At 71.1% G+C, this 17169-nt stretch carries 15 protein-coding genes; 7 read left to right on the top strand and 8 right to left on the bottom strand.

Annotated features, from left to right (window positions below; translation table 11 throughout):
• Positions 1-12 precede the first annotated feature (12 nt).
• Positions 13-2052 carry a hypothetical protein gene (locus ACGFIS_RS25075; protein ID WP_392972735.1) on the bottom strand — a complete coding sequence of 680 codons (2040 nt, stop codon included), beginning with the start codon at positions 2050-2052 and terminating at the stop codon, positions 13-15.
• Between the two features lie 336 nt (positions 2053-2388).
• The gene (locus ACGFIS_RS25070) at positions 2389-5634 is read right to left on the bottom strand and encodes a BTAD domain-containing putative transcriptional regulator (protein ID WP_392904142.1); all 3246 of its coding nucleotides are present in this window, start codon (positions 5632-5634) and stop codon (positions 2389-2391) included.
• A gap of 72 nt (positions 5635-5706) precedes the next feature.
• Here ACGFIS_RS25070 and ACGFIS_RS25065 point away from each other — a divergent pair, with 72 nt between their 5' ends.
• From ACGFIS_RS25065 to ACGFIS_RS25050, 4 genes are all read left to right on the top strand, one after another.
• Positions 5707-6345 carry a hemerythrin domain-containing protein gene (locus tag ACGFIS_RS25065; RefSeq protein ID WP_392972733.1) on the top strand — a complete coding sequence of 213 codons (639 nt, stop codon included), beginning with the start codon at positions 5707-5709 and terminating at the stop codon, positions 6343-6345.
• 38 nt (positions 6346-6383) lie between these two features.
• Positions 6384-6821, top strand: a complete 438-nt coding sequence (locus ACGFIS_RS25060; protein ID WP_392904148.1) for a DUF4267 domain-containing protein — start codon at positions 6384-6386, stop codon at positions 6819-6821.
• Between the two features lie 68 nt (positions 6822-6889).
• Entirely contained in the window at positions 6890-7201 is a 312-nt protein-coding gene (locus ACGFIS_RS25055) for a hypothetical protein (RefSeq protein ID WP_392972731.1), read from the top strand.
• A 78-nt stretch (positions 7202-7279) separates the two neighbouring features.
• Entirely contained in the window at positions 7280-8509 is a 1230-nt protein-coding gene (locus ACGFIS_RS25050) for a PQQ-binding-like beta-propeller repeat protein (RefSeq protein ID WP_392972729.1), read from the top strand.
• 165 nt (positions 8510-8674) lie between these two features.
• On the opposite strand, the gene ACGFIS_RS25045 is transcribed toward ACGFIS_RS25050, so the two are convergent.
• Both ACGFIS_RS25045 and ACGFIS_RS25040 read right to left on the bottom strand, forming a co-directional pair.
• Complete coding sequence (locus ACGFIS_RS25045) at positions 8675-9724, bottom strand: hypothetical protein (protein ID WP_392972727.1); 1050 nt, start codon at positions 9722-9724, stop codon at positions 8675-8677.
• A gap of 207 nt (positions 9725-9931) precedes the next feature.
• A complete protein-coding gene (locus tag ACGFIS_RS25040) occupies positions 9932-11203 on the bottom strand; it encodes a PQQ-binding-like beta-propeller repeat protein (protein ID WP_392972725.1) in 1272 nt (423 codons plus the stop codon).
• Between the two features lie 139 nt (positions 11204-11342).
• On the opposite strand from ACGFIS_RS25040, the gene ACGFIS_RS25035 reads away from it, so the two are divergent.
• Complete coding sequence (locus tag ACGFIS_RS25035) at positions 11343-11552, top strand: hypothetical protein (protein WP_392972723.1); 210 nt, start codon at positions 11343-11345, stop codon at positions 11550-11552.
• Here ACGFIS_RS25035 and ACGFIS_RS25030 read toward each other — a convergent pair.
• Positions 11534-12508 carry a helix-turn-helix transcriptional regulator gene (locus ACGFIS_RS25030; protein ID WP_392972721.1) on the bottom strand — a complete coding sequence of 325 codons (975 nt, stop codon included), beginning with the start codon at positions 12506-12508 and terminating at the stop codon, positions 11534-11536. The genes ACGFIS_RS25035 and ACGFIS_RS25030 overlap by 19 nt on opposite strands.
• A 136-nt stretch (positions 12509-12644) precedes the next feature.
• On the opposite strand from ACGFIS_RS25030, the gene ACGFIS_RS25025 reads away from it, so the two are divergent.
• Positions 12645-13040, top strand: coding sequence for a RidA family protein (locus ACGFIS_RS25025; protein WP_392904168.1), 396 nt, complete (start codon positions 12645-12647; stop codon positions 13038-13040).
• A 421-nt stretch (positions 13041-13461) separates the two neighbouring features.
• On the opposite strand, the gene ACGFIS_RS25020 is transcribed toward ACGFIS_RS25025, so the two are convergent.
• The 3 genes from ACGFIS_RS25020 to ACGFIS_RS25010 all read right to left on the bottom strand — a co-directional run bounded on the left by ACGFIS_RS25020 (position 13462) and on the right by ACGFIS_RS25010 (position 15438).
• Positions 13462-13827: an XRE family transcriptional regulator gene (locus tag ACGFIS_RS25020; protein ID WP_392972719.1), complete on the bottom strand. Its 366-nt coding sequence runs from the start codon at positions 13825-13827 to the stop codon at positions 13462-13464.
• Between the two features lie 5 nt (positions 13828-13832).
• Complete coding sequence (locus ACGFIS_RS25015) at positions 13833-14330, bottom strand: pyridoxamine 5'-phosphate oxidase family protein (RefSeq protein ID WP_392972717.1); 498 nt, start codon at positions 14328-14330, stop codon at positions 13833-13835.
• A gap of 178 nt (positions 14331-14508) precedes the next feature.
• The gene (locus ACGFIS_RS25010) at positions 14509-15438 is read right to left on the bottom strand and encodes an RNA polymerase sigma-70 factor (protein WP_392972715.1); all 930 of its coding nucleotides are present in this window, start codon (positions 15436-15438) and stop codon (positions 14509-14511) included.
• Between the two features lie 194 nt (positions 15439-15632).
• Here ACGFIS_RS25010 and ACGFIS_RS25005 point away from each other — a divergent pair, with 194 nt between their 5' ends.
• Entirely contained in the window at positions 15633-17150 is a 1518-nt protein-coding gene (locus ACGFIS_RS25005) for an MFS transporter (protein WP_392972713.1), read from the top strand.
• Positions 17151-17169: the final 19 nt, after the last annotated feature.

Raw genomic sequence — 17169 nt, 5'->3', positions numbered from 1 at the left:
CGCCAGGGGGCCCTACTCTTCATCCAAGTCTTCGAGAAACTCGCGCACTTCGATGACTTCGGTCGGGACGTCTTCCGTGGGCCAGCTCGCGGCGAGGGCCTGGAGCATCCGACGGTGCTCTTCGAATGTCTCATCCCGTATGAGGACCAGGGCGGCGGCCGCCTGGATCTCCAACTCGGGGCAGCGGGTCGCGCTCAAGAGGACGTCGATGGAGTTGTCGCTCCGGAACTCCCCCAGCAGATGCAAGGCCTGGCTGCGCTCGCTCGTTGGGACGGCTTCGTCGCACACGATGTCCCCGAGAGCCTGGACGAGCCGGGGGTGGGAGTGGTCGACGGACCAGAGCACGTCTCTGATGGTGTCGAGGATCTGGTCGCGAAGCGAGCCGGCGCTCTCGAGCGAGTCGGCGAGCACGGACAGGTCGTCCTTCGCGGCGATCCTCAGCGCCGACAGGGCGGTGAGGTGGGCGGCGCGGGGGCCGTAGTCGCGGCTGAGCTCGGGCGGGGACGGCGGGTCCCGCAGGATCTCCTGGATCAGCGTGAGGACGAGCGCCCTCGCCGGTTGCCGTGCCTCTTCGCCACCTCGTGCGAGGGCGCCTTCCGGGTCCCACCAATGGTCCAGGGCGATGCCGACGGCGGCCACGTCGCCGCTTACGAGCATCGTGCGCATGGCGTCGTGGTATGCCTCGTCCGCCGTGGGGAGGCGTAGCCTTCTGTGCGCGCGGTGCAGGTCCGGGTCCTGCAGCCGGTGCCCCTCCCAGTGAACGCTGTGCGGCTTTCCGAAGACCAGGTCGATGGGGCTCTGGCCCCGGAAGCGCACCGGAGGATGCTCCTCCCAGCTTTCGGCCAGGTCTTCCATGACCGCACGGTGGCGGTCCAGGCCGCCGGTCTTCACCAGGTAGGAGACCGCGTGCACCTGCACGTCCGGCTCTCCCTCGCGAATCGCACGCAGAAGGACGTCGTCGGCGCCCGCGCCGAGCCCGTCGGCCAGGATCCGGATCGCCGTCTCCTTGGTGCCGTGGGAGGCGGAGGACGGGTCGAAGATCACACCGCTCACCGCCTCGACGAGCCGGGTGTCTGCGGTCTCGGCCTCGCCGAAGAGCCCGTACGCCATCCAGATGGCCTCATGCCGGACCGTGTCGGAATCCGTCCGGCCGAGGATGTCCACCAGCAGGTCGGCGTCACCCGGTTTCGCGTGCTGCGCCCCGATCATGTTCAGCGCGCTCACCTCGGCGGGCGAGATCGGACGACGGAGCACCTCGCGGGCGCGCTCCAGAACCTCGGGCAGATAGGCGTCCGCCAGGGCGGAGTCATCCAGGACGTGCCGCAGCCCTTCCCAGTGTTCGTAGTGGTCGAGCGCGATGCCCACGGCGACCGGGTCGTCGCTGCGCAGCAGCGTGGTGAACGCCTCCAGGCACGTCTGGTCGGTCAGCGGGAACCGCAGCTCGTCGTGAGCGTTCCGGAGGGCCGGGTCGTCCAGGTGGGCGTCCTTCCAGTACGTGCTGTGGAAGCCCACGAGCGCATCACGAACGTTCCTGGAAAAGGGGCCGGCGTCCTCTGGCCAGGAGTCGAAGAGCTGCTGGAGCAGCTCGCGGTGCACACGAACCTTCTTGGGCGACGATGTCAGCTGTCCGGCGGCGCTGACCTGGACCTTGAGGTCACCGGACTCGGTGAGGCGAATGAAGAGGGCCTCCACCTCGGGCATGTCGAGGTCGCTCAGGGCATGGATGATGGAGCAGCGATCCCGCGCGTCCAGGCTCTCGTCGAGGGCGATCGCGCGAACGGCCGCCAGGAGCCGAGGGTTCGGCTCCTCCGCGTCCCCGAGAGCGGTGGACGCGGCCATCACCGCTTCCTCCCGCAGCCTGGGGTCCGAGGTGGTTTCCAGAATCTCGGCGATCCGGTCGGCGTCCGCGTCTTCGCCGAGGTGCCACACCATGGTGAGCGACCAGGAGAGCGCCCGATGCCGGTTCTCGTCATCGAGCCTGGACGACCGGTCCAGGAGGTCGCGGGCGATGAAAAGCACCTCGTTGTTCAGTGGCCAGTACGGGTTATCCACTCCCCACCTGGTGTCCGCCTGCGCCTGCTGTATAATCGCTCAGCGCATCGCACACGACACCCAGGTCACCGCTGTGCAGCCGCTGACTGAACGCCCCGAGAAACGACGCGTCATCTCCGTCCGGCATAGGGCCTCCTCCATGATCGGCTCGCCAGACTGGCACACCCGTCCGCCCCAGGTCCTCCCATTTCAAGGCTCCCTTCGCCCAGCGTCCAGCGCCTACACGGCGCAGCGGGCGATGGAGGCCACATGGTTCACTCCAGCCGACTCCAAAGTCCTCACCACACCCTGATCTGGACGCCGGACGCTGCAGATGTGCGGCGCCGTAGGCAGAGGCTAGGTGGTCGTTCGCGACCGGACCTCGGCGGCCCAGTGGGGGGCGTTCCACCGGTCGGCGATGGCGGCGGCCTGAGCGAAGTGGGCGGCGGCCTGGTGGTCGCGGCCGAGGAAGACGGCCAGCTCGCCGAGGGTGTGAGCGACCGGGCGCAGCGCCACCGACAGGCTCGTCGCGCCCGCCGGGGGGCCGTCGCGGTGCGGAAGCAGCGTCGCGTAGATCTCCTCGGCGGCGGCGCAATCGTTCAAGGCGACGATGGCCATCGCCCGCAACGTTGCGAAGAAGGTGAAGAAGAAGTCGGGGCGGATCGGGCTGGGTGACGCGCGGACCGCGCGGGCTTCGGCGTCCAGGCCGTTGGCGTGGAGGGCGAGCGCGAGCAGGTCGGAGGTCATGGGGCCGAGCGCGGCGTGGAGTGCGCGCACGTCGTCCAGGTGCGCGCCGAGCGTGCCGTCGTTCAGCCAGATCGTGGCCAGGGCGAGTTGCAGAAAGCCCGTGGCGTGCACCGACCCGATGCGCCGCATGCCCTCGTCGACCTTGAGGTAGAGGAGTTCGGCGTCGGCGAGCCGGCCTTCGATGAGCGCCAGGGTCGCCAGCGTGATCTCGGCGACGGCGATCGCCTCGGGCACCCGGTAGGCGCGCGCGAGTTCCAGGGCCTCGGTGATCACCTGGTGCATGGTCACCGGGTCGTTGGCTTCGGCGGCGGCACAGGCATGGTTGAGCAGCCCGGTGATGCGGTAGACCGGCAGATCGTGCTCGGTGCCGATCTCCACGAGCTCCCGGCAGAGCTCGGCGTCGCCGTGGACCCCGACCAGGATCTCGAGTGCCGCGGCCCGCAGCCGGGGTCCGGTGGCGAGGTCGAGTGCCTCCCGCGCTGCCTCCAGGACGGTCGGGTCGTCCTCGCCGACCAGTTCGTTCGCGTACACCGTCAGGAGCCGGGACCGCACCGAAGGGGGCAGGTCGCGCTCCAGCAGGCGGCTCAGGCGGTCGACGATGGGCCGGTCCACCGTGCCATACGTACGGACCTGCCAGACGGTCGGCTCTGTCCACGCGGTGAAAGCTGCGATCATCAGGTCGTCGCGGCCCAGTGACTCCGCGTACTCCACGGCTTCACGGCGGGTCTCGCGGGCGGCTCCGACGGCTCCAGCCCGGATCTGTGCGCGCAGCAGCCTGCCGAGCAGTTCGACGCGTTCGTCCGGTCCGGTCGAGTTGGTGACGGCGTCGGTGAGGAGGTCGGCCGCCACGTCGTGGGCGTAGCGGGCCTCAGCAAGCTCGGTGGCCCGGACGCAGTAGCCGACGGCCTTCGGTGAGCCGGCGCGCGCGTAGTGGTGGGCCAGCGCCGCGATGTCGTCGGTGCCTTCAAGAGCGGCGGCGATCCGGGCGTGCATCCGGGTGGCACGCAACCTGCTGACGTCGGCGACGAGCGTGTCCCTGACGAGGGCGTGGACGAAGCGGATGTGGCCCGGGCCGGGCTCGTCGAGGAGCCCGGCGATGACGCCAGCGTCCAGCGCGTCCAGCACACCGTCCTCGTCGGTGTCGGCGGCCTTGACCAGGACGTCAACTGAGCTTTCCCGGCCTGCGACCGCGGCGAGCCGGAGGATGGACACGCCGCCTTCGGGCAGCCGTGCGAGCCGGCGGCGGAGGACGTCCCGTACGCCCTCGGGGACCTCGGAGAGGGCGACCAGCGCGCCTTCGCCGTTCAGCAGCCGGGCGCTTTCGCGCACGTAGAACGGGTTGCCGCCGGTGCGCTCGGCGATCCCGGCGATGGTCTCCTCGTCGGCCTCGCATTCGGTCCGTACGAGCTCCGCGACGGCCTCGTCGTTCAGCCCCGGCAGCGCCAGGCGGAGGGGCGTGGCGCGCGCGAGGGAGGCCAGCGTTTGGGTGAGGTGCCCGCTCTCGTCCGCGCGGTACGCGGCGACGACCAGGATCGGGGCCCGCGTGCCGAGGCCGCCGCCGAGCAGTTCCAGCGTGGCGGCGTCCGCCCAGTGCAGGTCGTCCAGCACGAGGGCGACCGGGCGTTCCGCGGCGACCGCCGCGAGCCACTTCCACACGGCTTGGCGAAGCCGGAACCGTCCCGCGGTGGCGTCGTCGTTCACCGGTCCGGTGTCGGTGAGCAGCGGCGCGAGGTCGTCTGCGAACTCGCCCGGGGACATGGTCGCGGCGACGGCTCTGAGCGCCTCGGTCCAGGCCCACGCGGGCGGCGCGCTGTCGACCTCGGGGCAGTGCCCGGCGGCGACCAGCCATCCGTCACGTTCGAGCCGCCTGCCGAGGTGTTCCAGCAGCGTCGACTTGCCGAGCCCGGCCTCGCCGGTGACAAGGGCGATGCGGGCGCCGTCGGTAGTGGCCTGGGCGGCGGCCGTGACCAGTGCCGACAGCTGTGCCTCGCGTCCGACGAACGGCGCCTCGATGATCGGAGCCGGCCGCGGCAGCGGTGCGGTCGGCGGTGGCGGTGGCACGGTCTCGCGCATGACGTCCGTGCGCTGGGTGAGGATCGCCTCCTCCAACGCCGTCAGGTCCGGGCCAGGGTCGAGCCCGAGCTCCTCGGCGAGGATGCCGCGGGCGCGGCGGAGCGTCGCCAGGGCGTCGGCCTGGCGGCCGCTGCTCCACAGTGCCAGGGCGTGCAGCCGCCAGCCCTCCTCGCGCAGCGGCTCGTCGCGGGTGAGCCGCTCGGCATCGGGCACCACCGCGGCGGAGTCGCCGATTCGCAGACCCGCCGCGACGTGCAGTTCGGTGGCGACCAGGCGCAGCTCGTTCAGCCGGGCCGTCTCGGCGGCGGCCCACGGCTCGTCGGCGACCTCGGCGAACGCCGGGCCCTGCCACAGTCCGAGCGCCTCGGCGAGCCGAGCCTGGGCGGCGCGCGGGTCGGTGTCCGTACGGGCCTGGTCGAGCAGGTCCTCGAACCGCCACGCGTCCACCGACTCCGGCGGCAGCCGCAGCGCATAACCGGGCGACGCGCTCACCAGCAGCCGGGCCGGCGTGCGCGGCGGACGCCCGGGCTCCACCAGCCGGCGCAGGTTGGACACGTACGCCTGCAGGGACGTCAGCGCCCGCGCGGGCGGCTCCCCGCGCCACAGGTCCTCGATCATCCGCTCGACCGGCACGACCTGCCCACGCGCCGCCACCAGCAACGCCAGCACGGCCCGCTGCCGCGGCCCGCCCAGGTGCACGGACTCACCGTTCACCTCGGTCGCGAACGCGCCCAGCACCCGGATGAAGACCATGATCCGCACATCGTACGTGGACGGTTCCAAGTCGGCTCCAAGTCCCCTCCAAACACCCGGGAGCAGCCTGAACATGTCGCAACCGATGAAGGGCGGGAACAGATGAGCGTCGACACCCGGGAGATGGAGATCGTCCACCGCGTGCTCCGCCGTGAGTCACGGCTGCTGGTGGAGCTCGTCGCGGCCGTCACCCCGGGTGACACCGCTCGCGCCAAGGTGATCGCCGACCATTTCCGCGTCTACCGGCTGGGCCTGCACAACCATCACGAGGGCGAGGACGAGCTGCTGTGGCCTCCGCTGCTTTCCCGGGTGGACCTGGAGGCCGACATCGTCCTGCGCATGCAGGCCCAGCACGAACGCATCGCGGCCACCCTGACCCGGCTGGACGCCGCGTTCCCCGCCTGGGAGACCACCGCCGGCGCCGACGAACGCGACACCCTCGTGGCCGCCCTCACCGAGCACCGCGCGGTCCTGCTGGAACACCTCGACGACGAGGAGGCCACCCTCCTCCCGCTCGCGGCCAAGCACATCACCGAACAGGAGTGGGCCTCCCTGGGCGACCACCTGGTGAACAACGCCCCCAAGCTCACCCTGCTCACGCTCTTCGGCGCCGTCCTGGAAGACGCGAACCCGGCCGAGCGCGCCATCGTCCTCAGCGGCCTCCCCGGCCCGGTCCGCGTCATCTGGCACGTCATCGGCCGCCCCCGCTACGCCCGCCACATCCGCCGCGTCCGCGGCTGAACCCACCCCGACCCGTCTGAACGTCAAAGGGAAGAACCATGTCGCTGAAGAACATCAACACCGTCCTGGCCACCGCCAGCGTCCTGTTCAGCCTCTACCTGGGAATGTCCTTCATCCTGACCCCCGAGACGTCCGCCCCGGGCTTCGGCCTGCCGACCTGGCCCTCTGGCGACGGCGGCGGTTTCCTCAACGTGAAGGGCAACCGCGAACTCGCGATGGGCCTGGCCATGGGCGTCCTGCTGGTGACAGGCCAACGCCGCGCCCTGGGCTGGGTCCTGCTGATGGTGGCCGTCGCCCCGTTCGGCGACATGATCACCGTACTGGCCCACCACGGCTCCATGGCCGCCGCGTTCGGCATCCACGGCCTGACCTCGGCGCTGATCGCGGTCAGCGGCCTGCTGATCCTCCGCGAGACCAGCAAGGCCCGCAAGGCCCAGGAGGCCACCGCCCCAGCGTCCGCCGCGCAGCCCGCCTGACGTCTGCACGCCCGAAGGGGTTCACGGTGTTCCTTCGCATTCTCTGAGAACTCGAAAGGGAGACGACAATGACGATCAACGATCTGCGCGGTGTCCTCAAGGGGCGCGTGCTCCTGCCCGATGACGACGGCTTTGAACAGGCGGCCACCGCGTGGAATCTGACCGCCAGGCAGCCCGTGGCGGCCGTGGCGGAGGGGAACGAGGTGGAGGTACGCGCGGAGGAGCGCGTGGTCCGGGTGGGCGCGGGCGTGAAGTGGGGGCAGGTGCTGGCGGCGGCCGGACCGCTGGGTCTGACCGGCCTGTCCGGCAGCGCGCCGGGGGTCAGCGTGACCGGCTACACCCTGGGCGGTGGGGTGGTGGAGGATGAGGAGGGAGTTTAAACGCGCTGACTTACGGCCTCGGACGCCGGCCCAACACAGTGGATGGGTCGGGGGCGCTTCGCGGCTAAAGTCCGTGGGATGATCCTTCCGTTTGGAAACGCGCGCCGTACCGGCGAACACCTCGGCGCGGCGATCTCCGGTGCTCCCGAGACGGCCTGGGTCTTCCGGGGCGAGGCGAAACTGACCGGGTCGCCCGCCTGGGACGGCGACCTCGTCGTGGTCCTCGACGTGGACGGCGGCGTGCACGGGCTTGAAGCTGGAACCGGGGAGCCCAGGTGGTCCCACCAGAACGAGTGGGGCCCCGCGTCGCCCTCCGGCTCGGCGGTCATCACGGCGACCGGAGTTCTGCACCTCCACGAAGAAGAGATCGTCGAGCTCGACCGCCGGACCGGCGAGGTGAACGGTGTCTGGGACTGGGGTGGCCAGCACATCACGGCGTTCGACGGCGTCCTGCTCGTGGACGGCGCGTATGCGGTGGATCTGGCCACCCGCACCGGCCTGTGGGAGGCTCCGGGGGCGAGCCTGCTCGCGCCACCGGCCACGCATGACGGCATCATGGTCGTGACGGACGGTTTCGAGGGCCATCACGTCCACGGCGGGGTGCACGCCTTCCGCTATGGGACCGGCGAGCGGCTCTGGTCGATCGGCGACCGGCAGAACGCCGAATGCGTCGCTCCCGCCCGAAACATGGGCGACAACACGGGCGACTGGGAGGTACCCGGCCTGACCCATCCGGTGATCGCTGAGGGCCGGGTGTGGTTCACCCGGCTGCGTGGCCACGAGGATGGTGCGTGGCCGCATGTCTGGCCGTGGGACGCCATGGAGTTCGTCGGATGCGACCTCAAGACCGGGACCGAGGAGTGGACCTGGACTCCCTTCCCCAGGCGGTACCACTTCCAGCCGTTCAAGGCTCCGGCGTACACGGACAGGCTGCTGCTGTGCGTCACGGCGACCGCGGAGCTGGACGCCGCCGACGGATCGCCCCTTGAGCCCGGCGAGTCCCGGCTGACCGCGGTGAACACCCGGACGGCCGAGCCGGCCTGGAGCAGTCCCCTGGACGGCTTCCCAGTCGGCTCACCGGCCCTGGCAGGCGGCGTCGTCCACGTCGTCACCCGTGACGGCACGATCGTCGCGCTGGAGTCCACGACCGGCGAGGCCCGGTGGACCTACACCTGCGGCGAGCCGCTCGGCGTCACCGACGACGATCTCGCGGATACGGCTCCCTACGAAGAGGAGCCCGCGCGTCTCGTCCCCGGTGACGGCTCCGTACTGGTCCAGACCGCGCGAAGCGTCCGGCTCCTGCGCTGAGCCGGAAATCATGGTGAGCGGATGAGCCGCAAGTGACCATGGGTGTGGTGTTCCGTAAAGAGGCCGCGCGCCCGTACAGTCGAACGGGTGGCTTTGTTCACGTCGCACAGCAACGTGTCGATAGCAGTTCGGGAGGCAGCACCCCGGGAGCCACCAGGCACGACGTCAGCTTCGTTCGAGGTCCCACACGAGTACCCGGCCGTCCCGCCCCGCCGTGATGGCGACCGTGCGACCGTCCCAATCAGCGACGCGGACGCCGACAACCTCCCTGCCGTGGTGTTCGTCGAACGGCCCATGGACGAGGCGGCGCTCCGCCAGCGACCACACGCACACCCGCCCGTCCTTCGAACCGGTCACCGCGACCGGACGGCCGCCCACGACGCCGACATCCATGCAGGAAACAGAGTCCTCCTCCTCTTCGGCGAACTCTGTGTCAAACTCGATCGAATCCTCGTCGATCGGCCCTTCCCACTCCCATGCCCCGGTGTCGGGGTCCCCCAGGATCACCCGGTCCCCGCTGGCCGCCACCACCCGAAGGCGGCCGTCCACCGTCGCCAGACCGACGTCCGCCACGGGCACGGGACAGGGAAACTTTCTGACGGCGCTCTGGGTGTCGACGTCCCACACCACCACACTGTCGTCGTCGCAGCCGAAGATCGCGACCGGGCGGCCGTTCAGCGTGCCGGCCGCGATCCCGGTGACGGTGTCCCGGTCTCCGTAGAGCACGGCTGGTTCGACGTCCGTGGCACCGTTGGTGTCTGTACGTGCCGCATCCCACATGTATGTACGCTCGCTACAGCTGATGAAGAACGGTCGCCCGTTCAGCCGCACCGTCGCCACTTTCCCCGTACCGCCGTGGTTGAGACGCGCGTGCACGCGGACAGCTCCGCTGGCCAGATCCCACTGCGCGAAGGACTCTCGGTACTCGGCCCCACCGACCACGATTCGACCGTCCACGACGGCGGCGCAGACTCTGGTGAACAGCTCGGCGGCCTTGTCATTGTCGGACGGGAGGTGCCCGACCATCGCGCGGAAGTCGTCGGGGCGGTACGGCATGTCCAGCCGGTACCGCGTCCATCGGTCCTCGGACGGCTCCCAGACCCACGCTTCCGGCTCGACGGCGCAGACGACGAGGAGACGACCGTCGACGGTGACAAGGTCGAGGTCCCAGAGGCGCCCGGCCGGGAGTTGGCTGGAGAGAGCAAGTGCAGTCATGCGCCCGGAGTGTAGGGGCGAGGTCTGACAGGCCCCCCACCTGAGGCCGCCTGACCGCGGCGTGGCACGTCTACCGCATGGCGACAGCCTCGATTATCCGCAGCCCGCCTCGGCGGCCGGAGTTCTAAGTTCATTGCCCGCACAGGTTGCGCCTGACCACCGCACCTGCTGGCCGAGCTACGCCGGATCCCCCTGGAGCGCCGCGGCTCAGCGCACGGCGATGATCCCCGCCTGAGTTCGCACGTAGAGCACGCCGTTGGCCGGGATGATCACCTGTCCGTCCTCTTCAAAGGCGCATTCCACGTCGAAGTAACCCATCTCCTCCTTGTCGAGGATCCGTTCGCCGAGGTCGACCTCCCAGCGGACGTCCCCGGACCCGGCGTCGAGTGCGAGCACCCGCCCGTCCCGCACGGCCATGTAGACGAAGCCGTCCGCGATGACGGGAGTGCCCGCACCCGTATCGGGCAGCGGGCGCGTCCACCGCACTACCCGGTCGGTGATGCCGATCGCCGTCACGGACTTGGCGAACGACGGTTCGCCGTGGCCCCCGTCGCCCGGACCGTTCACCGCGGCGATCACCGTCCCATCCACCACCGTCACCGCGCCGGCCGGGGTCTCCGGCATCCGGTGGATCCAGCGGACCTCCCCAGTGCGCGGATCCCGGCCGGTGATCGCCCCGTCGAACGGGGGGTCCTCCCCGGACCGCAGCCGGTCGGCCGGCAACCACACCAGCCCCTCGGCCGCCACGGCGTGGACGGCCTTCGTCACATCCCAGCCCTCGTACTCCGCGTCCTCGCCCTCGCCTTCGCCTTGGTCTTCATCGAACTCGGTGACTTCGCCGGTGAGCGGGTCCAGGCGTATCACGCCGCCGTGGGTCTTGTTGCCCTCGAAGCCCCCCGGTAGATAGAGGGCACCGTCCGGGCCGACCGCCGGGACGGTCTGCACGCGCCCCTCCGCGTCCTTTGCATGCCAGAGCGGCCCCAGGCCCGGCAGTTCGAACGCCCGGACCCCGTCGTTCAGGCCGTACAACAACAACGTGTCACCAACGACGGCCGGGTACCCGCCGCCTGGAACTGCCCCGATCCGCTCACCCGTGGCCAGATCGTGGATGCGCACTTCGCTGTCGGAGTCCTCGTAGTGCTCGAACTGGTCCGAGTCGGCCTCCGCGACGAACGCCCGGTCGCGCCAGACCGCCACCGCCATCGTGACCGGGTCCAGCCACTCGCCGTCCTCGTCCCGCACCACGAGGCCAGGGTCGTCCTCCTCAGGCACGCGCCAGCGCAGCTCACCTGTGCCCGCGTCGAACACGTACACGGTGCCGACCATGTCCGCGACGACCAGGACGCCGCCGGCCAGAATTGGCGAACACAGCACGGGCGCCGACGTCCGAGCGACCCAGTCCACCCGCCCCGGCCCGAATGGCCCGGCCACCGGGTACGCCCCGCTGCGCCTCTCGTCCCCGTAACCCATCACGATCATGCCGAGAGACTGTAGCCGAACGCGTCCAACAGAGGCTGGCCCCGAAGATGCCGGCCTGGTGGCGGTCACAACCGCATCACCGAATCGGTTTCACCGGCGCGGGCCCGAGCCGATTCAGCACAGCGCCTGAAGCCCGGCCATGCAGAGATCCAGCGCCTACACGGCGCAGCGGGCGATGGAGGCCGGGCTGCTGGACGAGGTGCGGGTCCATCTGGTCCCGGTGCTGTTCGGGCGGTCGCCGGCGGTTGTTCGACGGCTCGCGGCCGACCACGAGACCCCGAACGGAAGCAACGGACGCCTCCGCACCACATGGTTCACTCCGGCCAACTCTCAGGGCGGCCCGCCGTAGCGGGTGGCGATCATGGCGGCGCGGTCGCGCAGGGAGGTGCGCAACCACTGCGGGGCCAGGGCCTCCGCGTTCGTGGCGAGCTGCCACAGCGCCCATTCGGCGTGCCTCGGATCTTGGAAGGACACCTCCAGCCGCAGCCAGCCGTCCGCGTCGGCCTCTTCGGCGCGGACGGCCAGCGCGGTGCCCACCAGGTCCTCCCGCCGCGCCGGGTTCACCCGTACCAGCACGGTGACCTGGTCGCCGCCGGTCCGGAACCGCGTGCTGCGCTCCTGCCAGGCCCGGTCCAGATCGACCCGGTCGGGTCGCTGTGCGGGTTCGGCGAGTTCCTCGGCGGCCAAGACCCGCGACAGCCGGTAGGTGCGGTCCGCGCCGGCCCTCGTGGCCAGCAGGTAGCCCTGGTCGCGTACGGTGACCAGCCCGATCGGGTCCACCGTGCGCCACTGCGGCGCCTTGTCCTTGGCCGCGTAGCGGATGCGCAGCTTGTGCCCGGCGAACACCGCGCGCCGGACCTCGGCCACGATGGCGTCGGGCACCTCCTCGGTGACCAGCCGGCGCGAGAGGAGGTCGGTCTCCGGGTCGATGAGCAACCGCTCGGCCGCGCCGGCCGCGGTGTCCCGATAGCTTTCGGGTAGGGCGTCGACCACCTTGAGCATGGCCGAAGCGAGCGCCGACCCGAGACCGAACGCCTGCGCGCCGCGCCGCGATCCGGCGACCAGCAGGGCAAGCGCCTCGTCGTGGTTCAGTCCGGTGAGCTCGGTCCGGAAACCGGGCAGCAGCGCGAACCCGCCGTGCCGGCCGCGTTCGGCGTAGACCGGGACGCCGGCCGCGGACAGCGCCTCGATGTCGCGCAGCACGGTGCGGGTGGACACCTCGAGCTCGCGGGCCAGCGCGGCGGCGGGCAGCCGGCCGTGCTGCCGCAGCAGCAGCACCAGCGAGACCAGCCGGTCGGCGCGCATCCGAAAACCCTACCAGGATACATGACACGGGATGTCGTGATTTGCCGGGAGGGTTATCGGCATGTCGAAGAAGACCGCGGCTACCGAGCCGATGGACGTACGTGATGTCGACGATTCGAATGGAGCTGGTGCGGATATGGAGCGGACGGCGGTCAACCCGTGGGCCTGGTCTGCGGAGATGGGATACAACCAGGGTGAGATCGTCTCCGGGCACACCAGGACCCTGTACTGCGCCGGGCAGACCGCGATGAGCGGCGACGGCAAGCCCCAGCATGCCGGTGACATGGCGGCGCAGCTGGCGCTGAGCCTCGACAACCTGGAGGCCGTGCTCGGCGAGGCCGGCATGTCCCTCGCCGACCTGGTCCGGCTCAACGTCTACACCACCGACGTCGACCGGCTCTTCGAGCACTACGGCGTGCTGGCGTCACGGCTGGGCGCCGCCGGGGTCGCGCCGTCCACCACGATGCTCGGGGTGACGCGGCTGGCGATCCCCACCCTGATGGTCGAGCTTGAGGGGACCGCCGTCGCATGATGCGACCGTGCCGCCTCCGGCAGCCCCGCCGGAGGCGGCACGGGCGGGAGGCGGGTGGGGGATCTCCGGCGCTCAACTCGCGCGACACGAGCGGGACCGCGTTCTCAACCGGCGTTCCGTGTCCGGGGTCAAGTGCGGCGGGCGGCCCAGACGGTGCGCTCGGTGCGTACCGTCAGGTCGTCGCGGCGCAGGATGCCGTGCGGGCCGCCGGGGTCGGGGAGCCGGTCGAGCGCGGTGAGGTCCTCGGGGGAGAGCGTTTCGGCGACGGCGCCGCGGATGCGCTGGAGGATGCCGTGGGCGTAGCGGCCGATGGAGGCGGTGTGTTCGGCGAGGACCTCGGCGTCCGTGTCGAGGATCTTCGCCTGGCCGTCCGTTCCGTCAAAAGCTCACCGCTGCGCGGGCCGTCGCGGGGCATGCGCCGTCACTCGGGAGCGCCCTGGGCGTCGTCGCCGTAGCCATCGCGCTGGTGGCCGCGCCGGGCGTCGCGGTCGAAGATGCCCAGGATCTCGCAGGGCCCGCCCTCGGCGCCGATCGCGTGCGGCATCATCGTGGGGAACTCGGCGGCCTGATTGGTCTCGAGGCGGAAGCGGCGGTGGCCGAGCATCAGGACCGCGGTGCCCGACAGGACGACGAGCCATTCGCGGCCCGGGTGGGCACGCATGCGCGCCGGGTTCTCGGGCGGCGGCTCGGTCATGCGCTGGCGCACCTCGATGCGGCTCAGTGACGACTGGCTGAGGTGGGCGCGGGTCGCCAGTTCCTCCAGCGACCAGCGCAGACCGCTCCCCACCCGGGTCAGGCGTCCTGACGCTCGTCCCGCTGCCGGATCAGTTCCTCGACCGCGCTCGGCAGGGTCGTCTCGAAGTCGATCAGCTTCGCCCACGTCGGGGTCACCACGATCCGGACCATGCCGTCGTAGAGCGAACGCACCCCCGCCTCCCATTCGACCCGCTGCTCGGGCGTCATCTGATAGGAGCCGTTCATCTCGAGATACTCGTCCGGAATGCCTTCGACGACGTCCAGTTCCGCCCGGCCGCGGATGAGCAGGATCTTCGGCGGGTGCACCTCTGTGTCGATCGTCAGGGCGACCGCCGGGTTCTCCCGCAGGGACGTGAGTTTCGGCGCGTTCTTCGCCGTGCACATGACGATCTGCGAGCCGTTCCAGGAGAACCCGATCGGGACATTGCGGGGTGTTCCGTCCTTGGCGACGTAGGCCAGGCGGGTCAGGTCGCGGGCCAGCATCTCCTGGCTGAGCGGCCGGTTCAGAACTTCGGTGATCTCGTTCGGTTGCACGGTCTTCCCCTTCGCTGCCGTTCTGCGGCCTCTTCGAGCCCGAGGCCGCCTGTGTCCCTGGGACGGAGCCGGCGCCGCGTTCTCGACATCCGCGGGCACGCCGATTTCCAGGACGCGGTCCGTCCTCGGGCCGTGCAGCCGGGTGTACCCGCTGCCGAAGGGGCGTCAAGGTCCGGTCTCAGCGGCTCAGCGCGGTCTCCCGCTCCACACGCGAGAGCTTCTGGGGATTGCGTACGACGTAGAGGCCGGTGACGAGGCCGTCCTCGACCCGCACCGCCACGACTCCGGCGATCCGGCCGTTGAACCGCAGGATGAGACCCGGGTGGCCGTTGACCTGGACCGGCTCGGCCGACGTCACGGCGCGGAACCGGTTCAACCCGCCGGCCAGCAGGCGGGCCACCTTGCCGGACCCCACGATGGGCCGCGGCACGGCCCGCCTGAGTCCGCCACCGTCGCTCAACATGACGACGTCCGGCGCGAGGACGTCCAGCAGGTCCTGCAGGTCGCCCGTTTCGACCGCCCGCTGGAAGGCCGCGATCGCGGCTCGGGTCTCGGCCGGGGAGACGACGTCGCGCGGCCGGCGCGCGGCGACGTGCGCCCGTGCCCGGTGGGCGATCTGGCGGACCGCGACGGGACTCTTGTCGACGGCCTCGGCGATCTCGTCGTACCCGAGGTCGAACACCTCGCGCAGCACGAACACGGCCCGCTCGGTCGGTGCGAGCGTCTCCATCACCAGCAGCATCGCCATCGAGACGCTCTCGGCCAGCTCGACGTCCTCGGCCACGTCGGGTGCGGTCAGCAGCGGCTCGGGCAGCCACGTGCCGACATAGGACTCCTTGCGCCGGCCGAGCGTGCGCAGCCGGGTGAGCGCCTGCCGCGTGGTGATCCGGACCAGGTACGCGCGCCGGTCCCGCACCGCGGCCAGGTCGACGCCCGCCCACCGCAGCCAGGTCTCCTGCAGGACGTCCTCGGCGTCGGCGGCCGAGCCGAGCATCTCGTAGGCGACGGTGAACAGCAGGTTGCGGTGGGCGACGAACGCCTCGGTGGCGGGGTCCGCGCCGTCGCCATGAGCCGGCGGCCCGCCCGTGTCCGTGGTTCGCTCGCTCATCGCCGTCCCCCGTCCGTTCGCTCTCGATTCCCTGCGCGCACAAGACGCCGTCCGGCGCCGCCGTGTGACATCCGCGCGCGGTGGCGCACGTCATAGGGCGGCGCCGTCACAGGGAGCGGGCCGCCGGCATCTCGTGTTCGTCAGGTCCGCGCGAACGATCCGCGCGGCACAACTCCACGAGTGAGGACGACGTCATGGCAACCACGAAGGCGCAGGCCGAGGGGGCAACCTCGCGCCGCTGGGCTGCGCTGCTCTTCATCGGCCTGGCCCAGCTCATGATCGTTCTGGATGCGACGGTCGTGAACATCGCGCTGCCGTCGCTCCAGCGGGACCTGGGGATCTCCGACGGCGACCGGCAGTGGATCATCACCGCGTACATGCTGGCGTTCGGCAGCCTGCTGCTGCTCGGCGGCCGGATCGCCGACTACACCGGCCGCAAGCGGACCTTTCTGATCGCGCTGGCCGGCTTCACCGGCGCGTCGGCGCTCGGCGGCGCGGCCGCCGACTTCGAGATGCTGCTGACCGCCCGTGCCCTGCAGGGCGCGTTCGGTGCGCTGCTCGGGCCGTCCGCGCTGTCGCTGCTGACGGTGACGTTCACCCGGCCCAAGGAGCGCGCCAAGGCGTTCGGGATCTGGGGCGCCATCTCCGCCGCGGGCGGCGCGCTCGGGCTGCTGGCGGGCGGGGCGCTGACCGACTACCTGGACTGGCGCTGGTGCCTGTACGTCAACATCCCCATCGCCCTGATCGCGGCGATCGGCGGGTACGCGGTGCTGACCGAGTCGCGGCACGCGGGCAGGGCCCGGTTCGACGTCCCCGGTGTGCTGCTGGTGACCGGCGGGCTGGTCGCGGTCGTGTACGCCACCAGCCGGGCCGAGTCCCAAGGCTGGGGTTCGGTGCAGGTCGCGGGCCTGCTGGCCGCCGGCGCGGTGCTGCTCGCCGCGTTCATCCTCGTGGAGAGCCGGGTGCCGCAGCCGCTGCTGCCGCTGCGCGTGATCGCCGACCGCACCCGCGGCGGCGCCTACCTGACCGTCGGCCTGGCCGTCATCGGAATGTTCGGGGCGTTCCTCTTCCTGACCTACTACATGCAGGTCGTCAAGGGATACTCGCCGGTCAAGACGGGCGTGGCCTTCCTCCCGATGGTCACGGCGGTCCTGGTCTCGGCCGGCGGGCTCTCCACCCGGCTGCTGCCCAAGGTCGCGCCGCGGACGCTGGCCGTCCCCGGCATGCTGATCAGCGCGTCCGGCATGCTGTGGATGCGGACCCTGGAGACCGGCACCGGCTACGCCGCCGGCGTGCTCGTCGCGCAGCTCCTGCTCGGCTTCGGAGCGGGCATGATCATGCCGGTCGCGCTCAACTACGCCACCCACGACGTCGGCCAGGACGACTCGGGCGTGGCCTCGGCCAGCGTCAACACCGCGCAGCAGATCGGCGGCTCGATCGGCACGGCGCTGCTCAACACCATCGCCACCGGCGCGACCGCGGACTACCTGGCCTCGCACGCCTCCCAGGTCGGGAGCCCCGCCGTCGCCAAGCAGGCGGTGGTGGAGGGCTTCGGCGTGGCCGGCACCTGGGCCGCGGGGATCCTCCTGGCCGGCGCGCTGATCATCGCCGTTCTGATGAACACCCCGCGCCCCGGGCACCTGGACGACGCCGACGCCACCGACGCCGCCGACGAGAACTCGCCCCGGCTGGAAAAGGCGGTCAGAGGGTAGTGCCGCCCCGCCGTGCCCG

Origin of the sequence: Spirillospora sp. NPDC048824 (genome assembly GCF_043198455.1) — a bacterium.
Lineage (GTDB): Bacteria > Actinomycetota > Actinomycetes > Streptosporangiales > Streptosporangiaceae > Spirillospora.
This window is presented reverse-complemented; position numbering and strand designations above follow the sequence as displayed.